Source organism: Vibrio sp. T11.5 (genome assembly GCF_027587155.1).
Lineage (GTDB): Bacteria > Pseudomonadota > Gammaproteobacteria > Enterobacterales > Vibrionaceae > Vibrio > Vibrio neptunius.
Genome location: NZ_JAPPTP010000090.1, coordinates 1 through 306, shown reverse-complemented (window position 1 = coordinate 306; position 306 = coordinate 1). Strand labels below are relative to the sequence as shown.

2 tRNA genes are annotated in these 306 nt (G+C 47.7%); both read left to right on the top strand.

Annotated elements, in window-relative coordinates:
* The first annotated feature begins 26 nt into the window (after positions 1 to 26).
* Positions 27 to 102, top strand: a tRNA-Ala gene (locus OH455_RS23345).
* A gap of 35 nt (positions 103 to 137) precedes the next feature.
* Positions 138 to 213: transfer RNA gene (locus tag OH455_RS23340), tRNA-Val, on the top strand.
* The last annotated feature ends 93 nt before the right edge of the window (positions 214 to 306 follow it).

Here is a 306-nt window from a genome sequence, read left to right as displayed (position 1 = left end):
TCTTTCACAGAAATGATTCTCAAGATGGGGCTATAGCTCAGCTGGGAGAGCGCCTGCCTTGCACGCAGGAGGTCAGCAGTTCGATCCTGCTTAGCTCCACCATTCTTGACGTCTTCCACAAGACGAAAAACTCATGTGGGCGATTAGCTCAGTTGGGAGAGCACCTGCCTTACAAGCAGGGGGTCACTGGTTCGAGCCCGGTATCGCCCACCATCTTTAAGCGTACTTAGTAAGTGCTTTTAAAAATGGTTACTTCATGAGAAGTGATTAGCTCTTTAACAATTTGGAAAGCTGACGAATAACAAC